Source organism: Albimonas marina, assembly GCF_029223255.1.
Classification (GTDB): Bacteria; Pseudomonadota; Alphaproteobacteria; order Rhodobacterales; family Rhodobacteraceae; genus Albimonas.
Genome location: NZ_JARHUC010000002.1, coordinates 155,005 through 169,294, shown reverse-complemented (window position 1 = coordinate 169,294; position 14,290 = coordinate 155,005). Strand labels below are relative to the sequence as shown.

Below are 14,290 nucleotides of genomic sequence, written 5' to 3'. Positions count from 1 at the left end.
GTCCGGCGGCCGCCCTCGTCTCGCCGCCCGTCCGGCGGAAGGGCTCGTCTCGCCGCCCATCCGGCGGCGGGGCTCATCTCGCCGCCAACCGGCGGCAGGGCTCATCTCGCCGCCCGTCCGGCGGCGGGGCCTATCGCGCCGGGCCGGGCCGCCCGTCTCCCTGCGCCGCGCCGAACGCGCGCAGGATCCGGGCCAGCCCTTCCTCCTCGACCAGCCCGGCCGCCTCGGCCGGGCTCGCCCAGCGGCGCGTGCGCTGGCCGAGCTCGGGGTACTCGTCCGCCAGCGCCCGCACCCGGGCCGCGAAGACCTCGACCTCCGCCGGCTCCGCCAGGCCGCTGTCCGAGACCTTGCGGCTGGCGAAGACCCCGGCCGAGACGGGGGCCCCCGTCTCGAAGATCACGCCCGCCTCCTCCCACGCCTCCTGCTGGGCGGCGGCGGCCAGGCCCTTGCCGCGCATCGGCCAGCCCTTGGGCAGGATCCAGCGCCCGGTGCCGCGGCTCGAGATCAGCAGCACCTCGGGCCCCGCCTCGCCGTCGCGCCAGCACAGCGCCGCCACCTGCCGGCGCGGCGGTCGCCGCAGCATCGGCCGGAGCACCTCGGACCAGAACATGGAGACCCAACGCGGCATGTGCGCCCTCCCGGGGCGGTGTTGTGAGGGGAGACCCCTGTTTACGCAAGGCCCCCGGCCGGAACGGGGCCGAACGACGCGGCCCGCGGGCGCCGGCGCCGCGCCATGGAAGGCCCCGCCGCCCCCCGGAAGCTCCGCCCTCGACGTCGACCCCCCGACCCTCACATGCCCACGGCCGCGGGACGAATTGATTTCACCCGGCACCTGTTTGTCTGGACAACTGCACCGGCATGGGCGACACATTTCCACCCCGCGCTTCGACGCGGATCCGACGAAGACACGATCCAGGGAGACGAGGATGGCCGAGCGGACGGGAATGCTGGCGGCGGAGGCCTATCTGCGCGCGATGAAGCGCTACGGGGTCGACGCGCTCTACTCGGTCTCGGGCACCGACTTCCCCTCGATCGTCGAGGCCTACGGCCGCGCGGGCGAGGACTCGCCCGACCTGCCGCGGCCCCTGATCTGCCCGCATGAGAACCTTGCCGTCGCCATGGCCCACGGCCACGCCCTGATCACCGGCACGCCGCAGGCGGCGATGGTGCATGTCTCGGTCGGCACCGCGAACATGGTCTGCGGGGCGATGAACGCGGCCCGCGACAACGTCCCCATGCTGCTCTCGGCCGGGCGCACGCCGGTCACCGACGGCGACGGGCCGGTCACCCCCCACGGCACGCGCACCCGCTTCATCCACTGGGCGCAGGAGATGTTCGACCAGGCCTCGACGCTCCGCGAGGCGGTGAAATGGGACTACGAGATCCGCCGCGGCGAGCAGGTCGAAGAGGGGCTGGCGAGGGCGCTCGAGGTCGCCTCCGCCCCGCCGCCGGGCCCGGTCTACCTGTCGCTCCCGCGCGAGATGCTGGCCGAGGAGGTCCACCCCGACCGACCCGCCCGCGCGCCCACCGCCTCGGCCCGCCTTGCGCCCGACCTCGACGCGATCGACCGCCTCGCCTCCGCCCTGCGCAAGGCCGAGAACCCGATGATCGTCACCGCCAACCTCGGCCGCAGCGCCGCGGCGGCCTCGCTGGTCGAGACGCTGGCCGACCTCTGGGCGATCCCGGTGATCGAGTTCAATCCCCGCGTGGTGAACCTGCCCCACGACCACCCCATGCACCTGGGCTTCGACACGGGCCGCGCGATGGGGGACGTGGACCTCGCGATCAACATCGCCTGCGACGTGCCCTGGGTGCCCTCGGTCACCCGCCCCGCCTTCACGGGCGCGCTGTGGGAGATCGGGATCGACCCGCTCCACGCCCGCTACCCGATGCGCAGCTTCGCGGGCGAAGGCGCCATCGCCACCGAACCCGCGCTCGCCCTCGCGGCCCTGCTCGAGGCGCTCGGCCCCGTCGGCGACACCGGCCCCCGCGTCGAGGCCCGCCGCCGGCGGGCGACCGAGGCGCACGGGCGGATGCGCGCGACCCTCGACGCCGAGGCGGCGGGCGAGCGGCTGACCGCCGCCTCCGCCAGCAAGGCGCTCGCAGCCCTGCTTCCCCACGACGCGACGGTGGTGAACGAATATTCCTTCCGGGTGAACCAGGCCCGCTTCTCCCGCCCCGGCCAGTTCTTCGGCGCGAGCCCCGCAGGCGGCCTCGGCTGGGGCTTCGGCGCGGCGCTCGGGATGCGCAACGCGGGCGTGCCCGGACCGGTGGTCTGCATGATGGGCGACGGCGCCTACATGTTCAACAACCCCTCCGCCTGCCACTGGGCGGCCGAGGCGCACGGGCTGCCGATCCTCTCGGTGATCTTCAACAACAAGCGCTGGGGGGCGGTGCGCAACTCCACCCTCGCCATGTACGGGCAGGGGGCGGCGGCGGCGGCGGACGGGATGTTCATGGCCGACCTCTCCCCCTCCATCGACCACGTGATGCTGGCGAAGGCCCATGGCGCCCACGCCGAAGGCTGCGCCGAGCTCTCGGCCCTGCCGGGGGTGGTGGAACGGGCGCTGGATGCGCTGGGGGCGGGGAAGCAGGCGCTGATCGCGCTCGACCTGCCGGAGTGACGCGGGAGCGGTCTACGGGCGCCCTGCGGGCGGGCTTGGGCCTGCGGCTGGGGGCGCGCCTGGATCTCAGAGGGGGGAGCCTCCGGCGGGCTCCTGACCCACCAAAGAACAAGCCCGCGCCTATTCTCCGGAGCCGTCTCTCGCTGATGGATGCCTGAGCGACTCGCCCGCCCCGGTCAAGGACAAGCCCCGCTTCGCGGGGTCGCTCCGCGATCCTTGACCGGGGCGGACGAGTCGCTCTTTTCGGCATCCGCGAGAGACGGCTCCGGAGAACAGGCGCTTCCCGAGGGCTGCGGGGGAGGCCGCGGGCGTCGGCGCTCAGGTCTCGCGGGCGATCCAGGCGGCGAGCGTGGGGTCGAGGCCCTGGGACGGTTTCGCGGGCGGGCGGGCGTAGGCGCCCCGGTCGGCGCCGCGCGGGGAGAGGCGGACCAGCGCCTCGGCCTGGGTCACCGCGGCGGAGATCGGGTCGATCGGCACGCAGGGCAGCTCGAGCGCGAGCTCGGCGGCGAGGCCCGCGAGCGGCGCGCCGCCGAAGATCACCGCGTCGGCCTCGTCCTCCCGCGCCACCTTCTCCGCCAGCGTCTTGAGGATCCCGCGCATGTTCGCGGCCACGTCCGTCACCGGCCCGTCGATGTCCTCGGCTGAGCGCAGGCCCGCGAAGCGCGCCTCCAACCCGAGGTCGCGCACCGAGGCGTGGTACCAGGGCTTCAGCCAGGGCGCGAAGGTCACCACCCCGAAGCGGCGGCCGAGCTGGCAGGCGGCCAGCATCGAGGCCTCCGCCATCCCCGTCACCGGCAGGTCGAAGAGCTCCCGCGCGGCGTCGAGCCCCGGGTCGCCGAAGGCCGCGATCACCACCGCGTCGACGGTCTTCGCATGGGGCGCGATCATCTCCAGCGCCACGGCGCCGGCGATCTGCGCCTCGGCCCGCGAGGAGATGTAGGGAAAGCCCCGCGGCGCGGTCAGCGGCAGGATCTCGGTCCCCGGCGCGACGGCGCGGCGGGCGACCTCGGTCAGCCGGTCGGTCATCGCCTGCGTCATGTTGGGGTTCACGAGAAGGATCTTCATGGGGCGGGCTCCTGCGAGGGGGGCCAGGGGGCCAGGCCCAGCGCCGCGCGCCAGACCCGGGCGATGTCGCGCCGCCGCGCGGGCCAGACCCGGCCGGCGTCGCGCAGGCGCGCGATCTCGGCCAGCGTCGTCTCCAGCCCGCCGATGCGCGCGGGCCGCCCGATCAGGCGGGGGTGCAGGCCGATCGAGAGCATCCGGGCCTCGCGCGCGCCCTCGACGACCAGGCGGTCGACGGCGGCCAGGCAATAGTCGGCGAAGTCCCGCCCGTGGATGAAGCCGCCCCCCGGCTCGAAGCGCATGTCGTTGGCGTCGAACCCGTAGGGCAGGACCACGTGGGGGCCGCGCGGTCCCTCCACCACGTAGGGCAGGTCGTCGTCGTAGGCGTCGGAATCGTAGAGGAAGCCGCCATGCTCCCCCAGCAGCCGCCGGGTGTTGGGCGAGGAGGCCGAGCGCGTGTGCCAGCCCACCGGCGCCTCCCCGGTCGCGGCCAGGATCGCGGCGTAGGTCCGCGCGATCGCCTCGCGCTCCGCCGCCTCCGCCATGCCGGCATGGGATTCCCAGCGCCAGCCGTGGCACGAGACCTCGTGACCCGCCGCGACCGCCGCCTGCAGCAGCCACGGCGTGCGCTCCGCCGCGCGGCCGCAGGTGGAAAAGGTGGCGGGGATCGCGTGGGCCGCCAGCGCGTCCAGCACCCGGCGGAAGCCCGCCCGCGCGCCATAGGCGAACTGGCTCTCCATGCAGGGGTCGGGGAGGCCCTCCACCCGCTGGTTGGCCTCGGGCAGACGCTCGTTCACCGCATCGCCGTCGGCGACCGAGAACTCGGCCCCTTCCTCGACGTTCACCACCACCGATACCGCCAGCGACCGCCCCTCGGGCCAGGGCGGCGGCGGCGCGCCGTCCCACCAGCCGCGCAGGTTCCTGCGGTCGTCCATCTCGGCTCCCCCCTCGGGCGACTCTCGCCTGACCGTGGCACGGGCCGCCGCGGCCGGCAATCGGCAGGGCGTCGCGGCCCCGGCCGCGCGGCGGGACCGCTTCAATTCTAAGGGCTTCGCGCTTGCGCGCGGCCGCTCGAAAATGGATTTTCCGGGGAGGGTGATCCAAGCGTCGTGTCGGGGAGCGGAGGCGTACATGCCCACGAGCAGCATCTGGTCCGGTCGGTCCGGAAACGCATACGTGACCGTGTGCTACGAGGTCGGGGAGCGGGCGCCCGCCTTGCCCGCGGTCTGCGTGGCCACGGCGCGGGGCCCGGGCGGGCGGCGGCGGGCCGTCGCGGTGCGCGCGCTCGACGACGCGGCCGCGGCCCTCGCGCCGGGCGGAGAACTGCGCGCGCTGGGCGCGAGCGAGGCGCACCTGTGGTTCGACGTGGGCCCCGCCCCGATGCGCGCCGAGATCGCCGCCGACATCGCCGCCGCCCTCGGCCCCGTCGCGCCCGGACACGCGCCGGCGGCGGGCGGACGCGCCGCCGGGGGGCGACGCGCGGCCTCGTGATCGGGGGGCCGTCGCGCGCGCCGGCCGCCGCGGCTTCGTTCACTTTCGCTTCACCTCGCCGGGCGTAGCCCTGCCGCAGGGACCGGGGCGAGCGGCGCGGGGCAGGCCCGGCCGGCGTCTCGGGCCCGCGGACATTTCTCCGCGACCCCGAAGGGAGACCCTGATGCCCCCGTTCAAGCGACTCGCCGCCCCGTTCCTGGCCGCGCCCCTCGCGCTCGGCCTGCTCGCCGCGCTCGGGCCCGCGCCCGCCTCGGCGCAGGACAAGGAGGTCCGGGTCGAGTTCGGCATGCTGACCTGCACCCTGTCCGACAAGACCAACCTGATCATCGTCTCCTCGACCAAGTTCGCCTGCGTCTTCGAACACGCCGACGAGCGCCCGCCCGAGGAGCTGACCGCCGAGATGGGCAAGCTGGGCGCCGACCTGACCATCAAGGCCGACGAGACGCTGAAATGGGCCGTTCTGGCCCCCTCGATCGACGCCGAGGTCTCGGCGATGGAGGGCGACTACATCGGCGTCGGCGCGGACATCGCCGCCGGTAAGGGCGTGGGCGCGAACGCGCTGCTGGGGGGCTTCGACAAGTCCTTCGCCCTGCAGCCGATCTCGGTCTCGACCTCCGACGGCGTGGGCGCCTCGCTGGCGATCGAGATGTTCTCGCTGACCTACGTGGGCCTCGCCCAGTGAGGACCGCGCGCGCCGGGGCCTGACCCGGCGCGGCGTCGCAGATGCGAACGGCCGGAGGTCCCCGCGGACGTCCGGCCGTTTTCGTTCCGCCCCCATTCGGCCCCGGGGCGTCCCGCGCTCAGGCGAGGTCGGGCATGTCCGGGACCTCGGACGCCAGCTTGACGATGTCGCCCGCCATCTCGTGGGCATGGCGGAAGGCGCCCTTGGCGCCGGGGATATGGGCGAAGGCGGTCTCGATCTGGTCCAGCCAGCCCTCGAACCGCGCGTCGAAGATGTCCTGCGTCCCGCGCGAGGCGCCCGAGGCCACCAGGTAGGGCGCAAGATCCACCGACTCGTCCGTCCAGGCGTTCGGCCACTCCCCGTCCAGAAGCTGCTTCCAGCCCTTGGCCGTCCGGTCGTTCCAGGTGGTCTGGTTGAGCTTGCCCTCGTCCCAGGCCCGCCCGATGTCGTATTCGACCGAGCCGGTGGAGGTGACGATGCGCAGCGTCTCCACCTGGGTGGCGGCGTCGTCCATGTTCTTCACCCGGATATGGCCGGCGAAGTCCAGGTCGGTCCCCCCCGCGGTGCGCAGGCCGATCACCAGGTCCTTGCCGCCCAGGGTGGCGAAGCGGAGGTTGTCGGCCGAGATGTCGACCAGCCCGCCGAAGCCGCGCAGCTCGATCACGTCCTCGCCGCCGGGACCGGCGTCCTTCGCGCTCGCGTCCGCCTCCGCCTTCGCGTCGTCCGAGCGGGTGCGCCCCGCCCAGTCGCGCGCGGCGTCGAAGCCGGCCTCGTCGATGTCGTGCTCGCCCCGTGTGCCGAAGGTGAAGAGGTAGGTGTCGTTCCCCGCGCCGCCCACCAGGTCGCCCCCGGTGTCGCCCGCCCCGATCACGTCGTCGCCGTTCCCGCCCAGGAACTGGTTGGTCTCGATGTCGAAGGCCGACTTCAGCTTGGCGAGCGTCGGGGCCAGCGCCCCCTCGACGTATTTCAGCGGGTCGAACCGCTCCAGCACGTCCTGGATGTCCGAGATCGTGTCGACCACCGCCTCCAGCGGGTCGAGCGCCTCGTCGATCCAGCGCGCCACCGCGGCGATCTTCTTCACCGGCAGGAACGAGCCGGCGATGAAGTCGACGAAGATCGAGGTGTCCACGATCCAGTCGTTCTGGTCGCCGCCGTGGTAGATGTTCAGACCGGCCGCGTCGGTCAGCATCAGGTCCGCGCCCAGCCCGCCCATCGACAGGTTGTAGGCGCCCCCGCCCAGGAAGATGTCCTCGCCCAGGCCGCCCGACTGCACGCCCAGCTCGCCGCCGGCCACCAGCACGTCGTTCCCGTCGTCGGCGATCTGCACGTTCACGGACGGGATCGCCTTCAGCAGGCCCTTCTTCAGCTTCTCCTTGCCGAAGTCCGAGGCCAGCTCGGCCGCCTTCTTGTCGCCGTCGATGTCGCCGCCGAACTTCTTGTCGACGATCTTGCGCAGCTTCTTGGCGTCGGACATGTAGTCCTTGAACTTCTGGATCGGGTTCTTGCCCGCCAGCAGGCCGAAGCCGATCACGAGGTCGTCGCCCTCGCCGCCCCACTGCACCTGCGCGCCCGCCTTCTTGCCGCGCGCCACGCCGAACATCACGTCGTCGCCCGCGCCGCCCATCTGCAGCCCGACCATGCCCAGGCCCGCCATCAGGTCGTCGCCGTCCGCGCCGCTCTGCACCTGGCCGATGCCGTAGCCGACCATCGCGTCGTCGCCCGCGCCCGCGAACTGCAGGTTGGCCTTGCCGCCGCCCAGCAGCACGTCGTCGCGATCGCCGCCGAACTGGAAGTTGGCCTTGCCGCCGCCGATCATCACGTTGTCGCCGCCGCCGGCGTAGTCGACCTTGGCGTCGAGCTTCTTGCGCTCCTCGCCGAACTTCGCGTCGCCGACCTGGGCGTCGTCGGGGATCGAGGACCACAGGTGGTCGCCGAACTGCGCCGTGCCCAGGCCGCCGCCGATCAGGAAGTCGTCGCCGTCCGCGCCGATCTGCACGTTGGCGCCGCCCACGGCGGCCAGCACGTCGTCGCCGTCGCCGCCATGCTGGATGTTGACGCCGCCCACCGCCACCAGCACGTCGTCGCCCGCCGCGCCCAGCTGGATGTTCAGCCGCCCGGCGGCGAACAGCAGGTCGTTCCCCGCCTCGCCGTTCTGGAAGTTGAGCGTGGTGCCGGCCACCGCCATCAGGTCGTCGCCCGCGCCGCCCAGCTGGATGTTGGCCTGGCCGTAGGCGCCCATCAGGTCGTCGCCGTCGCCGCCGTACTGCTCGTTGACCGAGCCCATGGCCACCAGCAGGTCGTCGCCGTCGCGGCCCCACATCCGGTTCCAGCCGCCGGTCGCCTTCAGCACGTCGTCGCCGTCGCCGCCGTCGACGATGTTCACGCCGCCCTTGCCGATCAGGACGTCGTCGCCGCCCTCGCCGCGCAGGTCGTTCACGCCGCCCACGGCGAAGATCCGGTCGTCGCCCGAGCCGCCCCAGGCGGCCGAGACCGCGCCCGCCGCGGTGATCCTGTCGTCGCCCGCGCCGCCCACCAGCGCGTTCTCGGCGCCGAGGCCGAAGATGTTGTCGTCGCCGTCCCCGCCCTTGAGGTTGTTGTAGGCGCCGAAGCCCCGCAGCACGTCGTCGTCCGCGCCGCCGTCGGCGTCGTTCCACGCGCCGTAGGCCTTGATCAGGTCCCGGCCGTCCTCGCCGCGCATCAGGTTGCGCCCGCCGCGCCCGATCAGGTCGTCACCGCCGTCGCCGCCGTAGACCCTGTTGTCGCCGCCGGTGGCGATCAGCGTGTCGTTGTCGTCCTCGCCCTTCAGCAGGTTGACCGCGCCGAAGCCCTTGATCCGGTCGCGCCCCTCGCCGCCCGAGACCTCCGAGACGCCGGCGTCGCTGTCGATCCGGTCGTTTCCGTCGCCCCCGAACAGCTTGGCCGTGATGCCCACCACCGAGATCTGATCGTCGCCCTTGTCGCCGTAGGCCTCGACGTAGCCGCCCAGGTTCGAGATCTTGTCGTCGCCGCCCTTGGCGTAGATGAAGCTCGCCAGGCCGATGTTGCCGGTCAGCGTGTTGTCGCCGCCGTCGCCCTCGATGACGACGCCGGCCTTGCGCACGATGGACTTCACGGTCTCGACCGCGGCGTCGATGGCGGCCTCGGCGGCCTCCTTGAAGTCCACCAGCGCGTCGGCGGCCGCGTCGCGCGCGGCCTGCAGCGCGTCCGAGGCCGCGTCGCGGGCGGCGTCCACCAGCTCGACCGCCTTGTCCCAGACCGCCTCCAGCCCCGCTTTGCCCAGCGCGATCGCATCGCCCAGCGCGTCGCCCACCGCCTCCACGCCGGTCTTGATCGCCTCGGCGGTGCTTTCGGCGGCGTCCTTGGCGACGCCCACCACGAAGTCGACCGCCTTCTCGGCCACGCCCACGGCGTCGGCGGCGAACTGCTGGGCCTTGTCGGCGGCGTCCTTGACCGCCTGGGAGACCTTCCTGGCCCCGTTCTCGATCGCCTCGGCGGCGTCCGAGACCGTGTCGCGCACGGTGTCGACGATGGTCTTCACAGCCGTGCCGATGGCCGAGCCGACCTTCTTGACGAAATCCCACATGGCGGACGGCCCCCCAGAAATTCAAACGGTCCTGAACCGAAACGCGTCCCCCGTCGCGGTCCGCGTGGTTAACATAGCGGAAACCTCCGACCAAGCGCATTCCTCCCGATCGACCCGTCCTTCGCTTGCCCCAACGTCGCCCCACCGTTAAGCGTGGGGTCGGGGGAAGGGTCCGCGTCCGACGATCCGCGCGCGCCGGCCGCGGCCGAGAGGTCGGGGCGCGGCCGTCGGCGGCCGCCGGGCCATAGCGAGGGATGCGTCATGGCCAGGTTCATCGTCACCAGCGGCGCCTCGGGGCTCGAGGACGCGGAGGATCCCGATGCGCTGACCCTGCGCGGGGCGCTCGCCGCCGCCGCCGAGTCCGCGGGCCGCGACGTGATCCGCTTCGCCGCCGACGTGACGCGCATCGAGCTCCACGCCGCGCTGAGCATCGACGATCCCGACGCGGTGATCCTGATGGGCGACCGCGACGGCGACCACCTGCCGGACGTCGCGATCTCGGGGCAGGGCGCCGTGCGCCACCTGAGCGTCTCCGCCCAGTCGACCGCGACCCTCGAGGGGATCGAGTTCGTCGAGGGCTACGCCAAGGCCGGAACCGGCGGCGACGCGGTCGGCTCGATCCTCAACGAGGGCGCGCTGTCGCTGGTCCACGTGCGGTTCGAGGACAACGAGGCCTATGCCGGCGACGGCGCCACCGGCTCGACCGGCGCCACGGGCTCGACGCCCGGCAAGGCGCCCGGCGCCACCACCGGCGCCACCGGCGGAACCGGCGGACGGGGCGGCACGGGCGGCCCGGGCGGCGACGCGGCCATCGTGCTCAACACGGGCGCGCTCGTCCTCGACGCCGCCGTCTTCGCCGACAGCAACGCCGCCGTCGCCGGAACCGGCGGGCGCGGCGGCGCCGGGGGCAAGGGCGGAACCGGCGGCGAGGGCGGCGACTTCAGCTTCCCCTATGATCCCGGCAAGGGCGGCAAGGGCGGAACCGGCGGTCCGGGCGGCTTCCAGGGCTTCCACGGCGACGGCGCCTATGGCGTGCTGAACCAGGGCGGCACGGTCGAGGGGCTCGCGATCGTCGGCGACGAGACCCGCGCCACCGACCAGACCGCGGGCAAGTCGAGCGCGCCCGGCGGCTCCGGCGGCGCGGGCGGGCTGGGGGGCAAGGCGGTGTTCCGCTGGCCGTCGGGCGACACGGGCGCGAACGGCGCGACGCAGAGCTCCACGCGCGGCGACGTGCTCTCGAATGGGCTCGACGGCGTGGACCCCGCCTCCCTCGCCCGGCTCGACGCCTGGTTCACCGTCTCCGCCGGCGCCCGCGCCGAGATCCGGGAGGGGCAGAGCTACACCTTCGCCGTGCAGCGCCACGCGATCGACGACGGCATCTACGAGGTGAACTGGGAGGTGGCGACCAACGTCCTGACCGGGCCCGAGGACTTCAAGGGCCCGCTCTCCGGCTCGGTCAACTTCTCCACGACCGGGGGCGACATCGCGCTGGTCACCGTCACGCTCGCCCGCGACGACGTGCTGGAGGGGCCCGAGCAGGTCGGCCTCCGCCTCACCGCCGCCCGCACCCTGGAGACGGAGGAGCGGGTCGCGGCCGTCTCCTTGACCCCCGCGGTGGTCGACGTCGCCTCGGAGCTTCCCACCAACAAGGCCGACGTGATCCGCGGCACCTCGGGCGACGACGACCTGCTGCTGCGCGGCGGCGACGACAAGGCCCGCGGCCGCGGCGGCGACGACGCGCTGAAGGGGCAGGGCGGCGACGACCGCATCCGCGGCGACGCGGGCGACGACCGCCTGTCGGGCGACGGCGGGCGCGACAAGCTCTGGGGCTCGGCCGGCGACGATTGGATCGACGGCGGCAAGGGGAACGACCGGATGTCGGGCGGCGGCGGCGCCGACGTCTTCGCGGTGGGCAAGGGCGACGGCAAGGACCAGATCGCCGATTTCCGCGACGGACAGGACCGGATCGAGATCCTCAAGGGCGCCGGCCGCTTCGGCCAGCTCGACGTCGCGCAGAAGGGCGACGACGCCGTCGTCTCCTTCAAGGACGTCGTCCTCACCCTGCGCGACGTCGAGGCCTCGGACCTCGACGCCTCCGACTTCCTGTTCTGAACCCGCCGTCCGGCGCCGGCGACCGTTGCCCCGACACGTCGCCCCGGTCTAGCCTCGGGCGCAGGGCGCGGTCCGCCCCGCCGCCCGCCCTCCCGGCGGCGGCGCCCGGTTTCGGAGCCCGCCCATGCGTCGCCTCGCGTTCCTGATCCTGCCGATTCTCGCGGCCCTGGCCGTCCCCGCCTTGGCGCAGGACGGGCCGCAGGCGGGATACGTGGGCTCCGAGGCCTGCGCCGGCTGCCATGCGGCGGAGGCGGAGGCCTGGACCGGCTCCCACCACGACCTCGCCTGGACCCGGCCGGACGAACCCCACGTGCTGGGCGATTTCGACGACGCCGAGTTCTCCGACAACGGCCTCGGCGCCCGCTTCACCACCGATCCCGACGGCGACCCGCGCATCACCGTCGCCGAATCCGACGGCGTGCGCCGCGCCTACCCGGTGCGCGGCGTGGTCGGCATCGCCCCCCTCCAGCAATACGTGCTCGAGACCGAGCCTGGCCGCCTGCAGAGCTTCGACCTCGCCTGGGACGCCGAGCGCGGGACCTGGTACCACCTCTACCCCGACCAGGACCTGCCGCCGGGCGACGGCCTGCACTGGACCGGCCCCTACAAGACCTGGAACGCCCGCTGCGCCGAGTGCCACGCCACCGCCTACGACAAGGGCTACGACCCGGCGAGCCGCCGCTACGCCTCGACCCAGGCCGAGATCGGCGTGGGCTGCGAGGCCTGCCACGGCCCCGGCGCCGCCCACGCCGCCTGGGCGCAGGGCGGGCAGGGCGCGGATCCCGGCTTCGCGGTTGACGTGGCGGACGTCGAGGCGACGATGCAGCAATGCGCCGGCTGCCATTCGCGGCGCGAGGCGTTCCTGCCGGGCTCCCCGCCGCCCGGAACCCCCTACGCCGACGCCTATTCGCTCGCGCTGCTGCGCCCGGGCCTCTACCACGCCGACGGGCAGATCCTGGACGAGGTCTACGTCTACGGCTCCTTCCTGCAGTCGAAGATGTACGCGCGCGGCGTGGGCTGCATGGACTGCCACGATCCCCACGCCGCCCAGGTGAAGATCGAGGGCGACGCGCTCTGCGCCCAGTGCCACTCGCCCGCCGGGAACCCGCGCTTCCCCTCCCTGCCGCAGGCGGACTTCGCCAGCGCCGAGCACCACTTCCACCCGCCGGAGAGCGAGGGCGCGCGCTGCGTCAGCTGCCACATGGTCTCGCGCGACTACATGCGCATCGACGGGCGGCGCGACCACTCCTTCCGCATCCCGCGCCCGGACCTGGCCCAGGCCACCGGCGCGCCCGACGCCTGCACCGGCTGCCACGCCGACCGCGACCCCGCCTGGGCCGCGGCCGAGATCGCGGCGCGCTTCCCCGCCGCCGCCGCCCGCCCCCAGTTCGGGGTCACCCTCGCCCGCGGCCGGGCCGACGCGGCCGGCGCGGCGCAGGCGCTGGCGGACCTCGCGCTCGACCCCTCCCAGCCCGGCATCGCCCGCGCCACCGCCCTGTGGCTGATGGAAGGGGCGCAGGACCCGCAGGCCGCGCGCCGGGTGCTGCCGCTGCTGTCGGACCCCGATCCCCTGGTGCGCGCCGGCGCCCCCGGCGCCCTGCGCGCCCTGCCGGCGCAGGAGAGCTTCGCCCAGCTGACGACGCTGCTGCGCGATCCCGTGCGCCTGGTGCGCCAGGCGGCGGCGCGGGCGATGCTGGGGGCGCCGGTCGCCTACATGCCCCCGCGCATCGCCACCGACCTGCGCACGGCGATGGGCGAATGGCAGGCGGCGATGGCGAGCCGCCTCGACTTCCCCGAGACGCATCTCCAGCTCGCCGGGCTCGCCCTGACCACGCGCCGCTTTCCCGGCGCCGCGGCCGCCTTCGCCGAGGCCACCGAGCTCGACCCCCAGCTGGTCGACGCCTGGGTGATGCGCGCCCGCATCGCCGCGGCGACCGAGGGCGCGGAGGCCGCGCAGGCGGTCCTGGCCGAGGCGCTCTCCGCCAACCCCGGCCACCCCGCCCTCGCCGAAATGATGCGCCAGGCCGGGGGGCGTCCGTGAGCGCCGCGGCCCCGGCCGCCCCCGGCCTGCTGCTGCGGGCGGGACTTCCCGCCGACGCCCCGGCGCTCGCCCGCCTGCATGTGGAGGTCTGGCGGCAGACCTACGCCGACCTCGCCCCGCCCGAGGCGCTGGCCCGCCTCGACGAGGCCCGCCGCCTGCCGGTCTGGGAGGCGACGCTCGCCTCCGCCGATTCCTCGACCGGCGCCCTGGTCGCGGTGCGGGGCGAGGTCCCCGTCGGCGTGGTCGCCTTCGCCCCCTCGACCCATCCCGCGATGGGCGGGGCGGCGGAGATCAAGCACCTCTACGTGCGCCGCGTAGCCCGGGGGAGCGGCCTCGGCGCCCGGCTTCTCGCCGCCGCCTTCGCCCGCCTGCGCGAGGCGGGCCACGCGGCCGCGGCCCTCTCGGTCGTCGAGGAGAACGCCCCCGCCCGCGCCTTCTACCGCGCGCAGGGCGGCGAGGAGGCCGGCCGCTTCACCGACCCCGGCCCCCTTTGGAGATCCTCCAACATCGTGATGCGCTGGCGCCTCGCGCCCTGAGGCCCCGCCAGGGCTCGCGCCCTGTGGTTTGGTCGGGGCTCGCGCCCTGCGGATTGGTCGGGGCTCGCGCCCTGAGGCGCGGTCTGGGAGCGCCGCGGCCAGCGTCGCGCGGGTCCCCGCGCTGCGCCCGCGGCGCGCGGCGACCCTCGTGCCCGGCCG

General features: G+C 74.4%; 10 protein-coding genes. 6 read left to right on the top strand and 4 right to left on the bottom strand.

Going from position 1 to position 14,290, the window contains the following annotated elements; translation table 11 throughout:
- Positions 1-130: 130 nt before the first annotated feature.
- The gene (locus P2H44_RS04565; RefSeq protein WP_275762260.1) at positions 131-628 is read right to left on the bottom strand and encodes an NUDIX hydrolase; all 498 of its coding nucleotides are present in this window, start codon (positions 626-628) and stop codon (positions 131-133) included.
- Between the two features lie 298 nt (positions 629-926).
- Here P2H44_RS04565 and P2H44_RS04560 point away from each other — a divergent pair, with 298 nt between their 5' ends.
- The gene (locus P2H44_RS04560) at positions 927-2,624 is read left to right on the top strand and encodes a thiamine pyrophosphate-requiring protein (protein ID WP_275762259.1); all 1,698 of its coding nucleotides are present in this window, start codon (positions 927-929) and stop codon (positions 2,622-2,624) included.
- Positions 2,625-2,942: 318 nt separating this feature from the next.
- Here the strand turns inward: P2H44_RS04560 and P2H44_RS04555 are convergent, their stop codons facing one another.
- Complete coding sequence (locus P2H44_RS04555; protein ID WP_275762258.1) at positions 2,943-3,689, bottom strand: aspartate/glutamate racemase family protein; 747 nt, start codon at positions 3,687-3,689, stop codon at positions 2,943-2,945.
- On the bottom strand, positions 3,686-4,621 hold the full coding sequence (locus tag P2H44_RS04550) for a polysaccharide deacetylase family protein (protein WP_275762257.1): 936 nt from the start codon (positions 4,619-4,621) through the stop codon (positions 3,686-3,688). Before P2H44_RS04550 ends, P2H44_RS04555 begins: the two co-directional genes overlap by 4 nt.
- Before the next feature lie 196 nt (positions 4,622-4,817).
- Between P2H44_RS04550 and P2H44_RS04545 the strand changes: the two genes are divergently transcribed.
- Positions 4,818-5,177: a hypothetical protein gene (locus P2H44_RS04545; protein ID WP_275762256.1), complete on the top strand. Its 360-nt coding sequence runs from the start codon at positions 4,818-4,820 to the stop codon at positions 5,175-5,177.
- Between the two features lie 163 nt (positions 5,178-5,340).
- Positions 5,341-5,859, top strand: a complete 519-nt coding sequence (locus P2H44_RS04540; RefSeq protein WP_275762255.1) for a DUF992 domain-containing protein — start codon at positions 5,341-5,343, stop codon at positions 5,857-5,859.
- A gap of 118 nt (positions 5,860-5,977) precedes the next feature.
- On the opposite strand, the gene P2H44_RS04535 is transcribed toward P2H44_RS04540, so the two are convergent.
- Positions 5,978-9,442 (bottom strand): calcium-binding protein, encoded by a 3,465-nt coding sequence (locus tag P2H44_RS04535; RefSeq protein WP_275762254.1) that lies wholly within the window; start codon positions 9,440-9,442, stop codon positions 5,978-5,980.
- Positions 9,443-9,703: 261 nt separating this feature from the next.
- Here P2H44_RS04535 and P2H44_RS04530 point away from each other — a divergent pair, with 261 nt between their 5' ends.
- From P2H44_RS04530 to P2H44_RS04520, 3 genes are all read left to right on the top strand, one after another.
- The gene (locus tag P2H44_RS04530) at positions 9,704-11,554 is read left to right on the top strand and encodes a calcium-binding protein (RefSeq protein WP_275762253.1); all 1,851 of its coding nucleotides are present in this window, start codon (positions 9,704-9,706) and stop codon (positions 11,552-11,554) included.
- A 124-nt stretch (positions 11,555-11,678) separates the two neighbouring features.
- Complete coding sequence (locus P2H44_RS04525) at positions 11,679-13,595, top strand: multiheme c-type cytochrome (protein ID WP_275762251.1); 1,917 nt, start codon at positions 11,679-11,681, stop codon at positions 13,593-13,595.
- Positions 13,592-14,131: a GNAT family N-acetyltransferase gene (locus P2H44_RS04520; protein WP_275762250.1), complete on the top strand. Its 540-nt coding sequence runs from the start codon at positions 13,592-13,594 to the stop codon at positions 14,129-14,131. Before P2H44_RS04525 ends, P2H44_RS04520 begins: the two co-directional genes overlap by 4 nt.
- The last annotated feature ends 159 nt before the right edge of the window (positions 14,132-14,290 follow it).

Bases quoted from the DNA above. Each gene is read 5' to 3' on its own strand.
- P2H44_RS04565 (WP_275762260.1), bottom strand. From the start codon at position 628: ATGCCGCGTTGGGTCTCCATGTTCTGGTCCGAGGTGCTCCGGCCGATG.
- P2H44_RS04560 (WP_275762259.1), top strand. From the start codon at position 927: ATGGCCGAGCGGACGGGAATGCTGGCGGCGGAGGCCTATCTGCGCGCG.
- P2H44_RS04555 (WP_275762258.1), bottom strand. From the start codon at position 3,689: ATGAAGATCCTTCTCGTGAACCCCAACATGACGCAGGCGATGACCGAC.
- P2H44_RS04550 (WP_275762257.1), bottom strand. From the start codon at position 4,621: ATGGACGACCGCAGGAACCTGCGCGGCTGGTGGGACGGCGCGCCGCCG.
- P2H44_RS04545 (WP_275762256.1), top strand. From the start codon at position 4,818: ATGCCCACGAGCAGCATCTGGTCCGGTCGGTCCGGAAACGCATACGTG.
- P2H44_RS04540 (WP_275762255.1), top strand. From the start codon at position 5,341: ATGCCCCCGTTCAAGCGACTCGCCGCCCCGTTCCTGGCCGCGCCCCTC.
- P2H44_RS04535 (WP_275762254.1), bottom strand. From the start codon at position 9,442: ATGTGGGATTTCGTCAAGAAGGTCGGCTCGGCCATCGGCACGGCTGTG.
- P2H44_RS04530 (WP_275762253.1), top strand. From the start codon at position 9,704: ATGGCCAGGTTCATCGTCACCAGCGGCGCCTCGGGGCTCGAGGACGCG.
- P2H44_RS04525 (WP_275762251.1), top strand. From the start codon at position 11,679: ATGCGTCGCCTCGCGTTCCTGATCCTGCCGATTCTCGCGGCCCTGGCC.